5 protein-coding genes are annotated in these 5,405 nt (G+C 69.5%); all 5 read left to right on the top strand.

The window, feature by feature from the left end; translation table 11 throughout:
• The coding region (locus ACFPZL_RS09490) for an FHA domain-containing protein (protein ID WP_382335217.1) at window positions 1-344 on the top strand (344 nt) is incomplete at its 5' end.
• 4 nt (window positions 345-348) lie between these two features.
• Entirely contained in the window at window positions 349-1,668 is a 1,320-nt protein-coding gene (locus ACFPZL_RS09485) for a PP2C family protein-serine/threonine phosphatase (RefSeq protein ID WP_218114697.1), read from the top strand.
• Window positions 1,665-3,056, top strand: coding sequence for an FtsW/RodA/SpoVE family cell cycle protein (locus ACFPZL_RS09480; RefSeq protein WP_218114696.1), 1,392 nt, complete (start codon window positions 1,665-1,667; stop codon window positions 3,054-3,056). The genes ACFPZL_RS09485 and ACFPZL_RS09480 overlap by 4 nt, the downstream gene beginning before the upstream one ends.
• Entirely contained in the window at window positions 3,053-4,534 is a 1,482-nt protein-coding gene (locus tag ACFPZL_RS09475; protein WP_218114695.1) for a peptidoglycan D,D-transpeptidase FtsI family protein, read from the top strand. The genes ACFPZL_RS09480 and ACFPZL_RS09475 overlap by 4 nt, the downstream gene beginning before the upstream one ends.
• Window positions 4,531-5,405: serine/threonine-protein kinase (locus ACFPZL_RS09470; protein ID WP_382335215.1), on the top strand; the 875-nt coding region annotated here is incomplete at its 3' end. The genes ACFPZL_RS09475 and ACFPZL_RS09470, both read left to right, overlap by 4 nt.

Raw genomic sequence — 5,405 nt, 5'->3', positions numbered from 1 at the left:
CCGCGGGCGGCGCACTCCCCGCAGGCGTCGCGAGCGGTGCGGGCGCCGACGGCCCCGCCCGTCGGCTCGTGATCACCTCCGGCGTCGCCGCCGGCACCTCGGTCCCGCTCGACGAGGACACGCTGACGATCGGCCGCAGCAGCGGCTCGAGCCTCGTGATCGTCGACGAGTACACGTCCACCTACCACGCCAGGCTCAGCCGCAACGGCGACCACTGGCTCCTCACCGACCTCGATTCCACGAACGGCACCAAGATGAACGGCGCCCGGGTCACCGGCACCGTCATCGCCCCCGCCAACACCCCCATCACCATCGGCACGACGACCTTCGAGCTGAGGCCGTAAGGGGATGAGCGGGTACGCGAGCGCCATCGGCTCCCATGTCGGGATGGTGCGGTCGAACAATCAGGATTCCGGCTACGCCGGGTACCGGTTGTTCCTCGTCGCAGACGGCATGGGCGGCCATGCCGGAGGCGACGTCGCCTCCGCTCTGACCGCGCAGGCGATGGCGCGGGTGGATGCCCCCCTGGCGCCACCGCACGACACCGGACCCGGGGAGCCTCGCGCTTCGGAGGATCCGGCCGGCGGCCCCGCGAACCCGGCGCTCGAGGATCCGAAGTCCGCGGCCGAGCTGCTGCGCAAGCAGCTGCTGCAGACCAACCGGATGCTGCGCTCCACCGTCGGCGATCGGCCGGAGCTCGCGGGCATGGGCACCACGTTCTCCGGTTTCATCACGGTCGAGGATCGGCTCGCCCTCGCCCACATCGGCGACTCCCGCCTCTACCTGCTGCGCGACGGCGCCTTCACGCAGATCACGAAGGACCACACCTTCGTGCAGCGCCTGGTCGACAGCGGGCGCATCACCGAGGAGGAGGCGAAGACGCACCCCCGCCGCTCAGTGCTGATGCGCGTGCTCGGCGACGTCGAGTCGCAGCCCGAGATCGATACCGCCGTCCTCGAGACACGGCCCGGCGACGTCTGGCTGCTCTGCTCCGACGGCCTCTGCGGCTACGTCGAGGACGAGGACATAGAGCGGATCCTCCGACGCCGCACCTCTCTGCAGGGCGCAGTCGACTCGCTCATCGACAAGAGCCTCGCCCATGGCGCCCCGGACAACGTCACCGTGGTCCTGGTCGAGACGCTGGCGGAACCGGATCAGGCCGACGAGCCGGCCGGCCCCCGCTTCGCCGGGTCCGCCGCCAACGAGGTTCCGGGCGGCGAGCCCGTGAGCACCGCCCGCACCCGCCTGCTCAGCCGCCGCCGGATCAGCCGCCGCGCGCAGCCCGTGGCCGAGAGCCACTTCGAGCCGCGCGTCGACGAGTATCTGAAGGAGCTGATCGCCGAGACGAAACGGCGCAACCGTCGCCGCCGGATCCTCGGCGCCCTCGCTCTCCTCGCGATCATCGCCGCCATCGCGGGCGCGCTGACGCTCGGCTACCAGTGGACCCAGACGCGCTACTTCGTCGGCACCGACGGCGAGACCGTGATCATCTTCCGAGGCGTGCAGCAGAACATCGGTTCGATCTCGCTGAGCTCCATCGCCGAGGACACCGAGATCCCGCTCTCCGCCCTCGACGGCAACGAGCAGCGGCAGGTCCAGCGCACGCTCAGCGCAGGCTCCCTCGAGGAGGCCCGCGACATCGTGACCCGGCTGGGGGTGCACGAATGACCGCGAACCCGACCGAGCCGCGCAGCTTCGACCGCACCCGTACGAGCGAGACGGTCCTGCAGCGGATCACCGCGATCCGCGCCCCGCGCCTGCTCCGCGGCCTGGAGCTCTCCCTGCTCCTCTTCGCCCTCGCGATCGGCGCGGCCGCCGTCGTGATCATCGACCTCACCGTCGTCGGCAGCCCGACCACTGCGCTGCTCCCCGCGGGCGCGCTGTTCGCCGTCGCCGTGATCGGGCTGCACATCGCGGTGCGCTTCCGCGCGCCCGACGCGGATCCGCTCATCATGCCGATCGCGACGATGCTCAACTCGATCGGCGTGGCGATGATCTACCGCATCGACCTCGATGCGGGCGCGATCGGGTGGGGGTCGACCTCCGTGCGGCAGCTCGTGTGGTCGACCATCGCCCTGGTCGCCGCGATCGTGGTGATCGCCGTGCTGCGCAACCATCTGGTGCTCTTTCGCTACACCTACCTGCTCGGCCTCAGCGCGCTGATCCTGCTCCTGCTGCCCATGTTCTTCGCACCGATCCAGGGCGCGCGGGTGTGGGTGCGGTTCGGCGAGTTCTCGTTCCAGCCCGGTGAGATCGCCAAGATCCTGCTGGCGATCTTCTTCGCCGGCTATCTCGTGCGCAACCGCGACGCGCTGTCGATGGTGGGCAAGAAGTTCCTCGGCATCCGGTTCCCGCGCGGCCGCGACCTCGGGCCGCTCATCACCTTCTGGCTGATCGCGATGGGCGTGCTCGTCTTCCAGCGCGATCTCGGCACGTCGCTCCTCTACTTCGGCCTCTTCCTCTCAATGCTTTACCTGGCGACGGGACGCGTCGGCTGGGTGGTCCTCGGTCTCGGCCTGTTCCTCGCCGGCGGCATCGTCGCGAGCCAGACGCTCTCGTACGTGAACGTGCGCTTCGTGAACTGGCTCGACCCGTTCGCCGACCCGCGCGGCGGCAGCTTCCAGCTGCTGCAGGGGCTCTTCGGCATGGCGAACGGCGGCATGACCGGCACGGGGCTGGGGCAGGGCTTCCCGGGCGACACCCCGGAGGCGCGGAGCGACTACATCATCCCGAGCCTCGGCGAGGAGCTCGGGCTGATCGGGCTGTTCGTCATCCTGGCCGCCTACCTCGTGCTCGTGGGCCGCGCGCTCCGCATCGGCTTCGCCGGGCAGGACGACTTCGGCAAGCTGCTCGCGGCCGGCCTCGGCTTCGCGATCGCGCTGCAGGTCTTCATCGTCGTCGGCGGCGTCACCCGCGTCATCCCCCTGACCGGCCTGACCACGCCGTTCCTCGCGGCGGGCGGCTCCTCCCTCGTCTCGAACTGGATCATCGTCGCGCTGCTGCTGCGCCTCTCGAACTCGGTGCGCAACCGACCGAAGCTGGTGATCCGCGCATGACCCGCCAGCTCAAAGCCCTGACGCGGGTCGTGTTCCTCATGTTCCTCGCGCTCTTCTTCGCGGTCACCATGATCCAGTTCGTGAACGCCGACGAGCTGCGCGCGAACGAGTACAACACTCGCACGCTCAAGAACAGCTACAAGGTGGAGCGCGGTTCGATCCTGGTCGAAGGCGAGCCCATCGCCTTCTCGACCCCGACCAACGACTCCTTCCGCTTCGAGCGGCAGTACGATCCGGGCAGGCTCTACGCCCCGGTCACCGGCTACTACTCGCGCCAGCAGGGCATGACGGGCCTCGAGGACGCGATGAACGAGGAGCTCTCGGGCACCAGCGGCTCGCAGTTCCTCACCCGGATCATGCGCACGCTCACCAACTCCGACCCCCAGGGCAGCTCGGTCGAGACGACGATCAGCGCGGCCGCGCAGACCGCCGCCGCGAAGGCGATGAAGGGCTACGACGGCGCCGTCGTCGCCCTCGACCCGAGCACGGGCAAGATCCTCGCGATGGTCTCGACGCCGGGCTTCGACCCGAACAAGCTCTCGTCGAACGACGACGCCGAGATCATCTCGAACTACCGCAAGCTCGACGCCGACGAGACGCGGCCGCTCGTCAACCGGGCGATCGCCGGGGACCTCTACCACCCGGGTTCGACCTACAAGCTGATCACCGCGGCCGCCGCGATCGAGAGCGGCGACTTCACGCCGAAGAGCACCTTCGACAATCCGGCCACGCTGCAGCTGCCGCAGTCGACGGCCGAGATGAAGAACTGGTCCCGCACCGCGTGCGGCTCGGGATCGAAGGTCACCCTGCAGCAGGCGATGGTCTACTCGTGCAACATCCCGATCGCCGAGATGGCGATGGAGATGGATCGCGATGCGGTTCCGGCCATGGCGCACGCGTTCGGCTTCGACCAGGAGCTCTCCGTCCCGCTCACGGTCACGCCGAGCACGTCGCCGCCGCTCCTCGACGATGCGCAGGTCGCGATCGCCTCGATCGGCCAGCTCGACGTCCGGGCGACCCCGTTGCAGATGGCGATGGTATCGGCGGGCATCGCGAACGAGGGCGTCGTGATGAAGCCGCAGCTCGTGAACCAGGTGATCTCGCCCGATCTGCGGATCGAGCAGGAGTTCGAGCCCGAGGAGTTCAGCACGCCGATCTCGCCCGAGACCGCGGACACGCTCGCGATGATGATGGAGCACGTCGTCGAGGATGCGGACGGCACGGGCCGTCTCGCCGCGATCGACGGCGTCCGGGTCGCCGGCAAGACGGGCACGGCCGAGAACGGTTTCGACGAGGACGGGACGGAACGGCCCTACACGCTCTGGTTCACGGGATTCGCGCCCGTCGAGGATCCGGAGATCGCGATCGCGGTCGTGATCGCGGACGGCGGCGGCGAAGCGCACGGGAATGCCGGGAGCTCGTACGACCTCCCCACAGAAGTTGGTAAGCAAGTGATGGAAGCGGTGTTGAAGCGATGAGACCGGTTGCAGGTGTGACTTTCGGCGGACGCTACGAGCTCAGCTCGAGGATCGCGGTCGGCGGCATGGGCGAGGTCTGGAAGGCCAACGACAGCATCATCGGTCGTTCGGTCGCCATCAAGATCCTCAAGGACGAGTACATGGGGGATCCCGGCTTCCTCGAGCGCTTCCGCGCCGAGGCCCGGCACGCCGCCCTCGTGAACCACGAGGGCATCGCCAACGTCTTCGACTACGGCGAGGAGCAGGGCTCGGCCTACATCGTGATGGAGCTGGTGCCCGGCGAGCCGCTCTCGGCGATCATCGAGCGCGAGGGCCGCCTGCCCGCGGACCGCGTGCTCGGCATCGTCGCGCAGACGGCGACCGCGCTGCAGGCCGCGCACGACGCCGGCCTGGTGCACCGCGACATCAAGCCCGGGAACCTCCTGATCACGCCCGAGGGCCGCGTGAAGATCACCGACTTCGGCATCGCCCGCATCGCCGACCAGGTACCGCTCACGGCCACCGGCCAGGTGATGGGCACGGTGCAGTACCTCGCGCCCGAGCAGGCGAGCGGTCACACGGCGACGCCGGCAACCGACATCTACTCGCTCGGCATCGTGGCCTACGAGTGCCTCGCCGGCAAGCGCCCCTTCACGGGCGAGTCGCAGGTCGCGATCGCGATGGCGCAGATCAACGACGCGCCCCCGCCCCTGCCGGCCGAGATCCCCGAGCCCGTGCAGCGGCTCGTGCTCGCCTGCCTCGACAAGGATCCGCAGGCCAGGCCGGCGAGCTCCGCGAAGCTCGCACAGGCGGCTGCGGCGCTGCATCGCGGCAATGTGGCGCTCGCGGCGAGCTACGTCCCGCAGATCTCGGGCGCGGCCGCCGCGACCTC

This window comes from Leucobacter soli (genome assembly GCF_042659205.1).
In the GTDB taxonomy this organism is placed as follows: domain Bacteria; phylum Actinomycetota; class Actinomycetes; order Actinomycetales; family Microbacteriaceae; genus Leucobacter; species Leucobacter soli.
The sequence above is the reverse complement of the archived record's forward strand: the minus strand, read 5'-3'. Positions and strand labels throughout refer to the sequence as shown.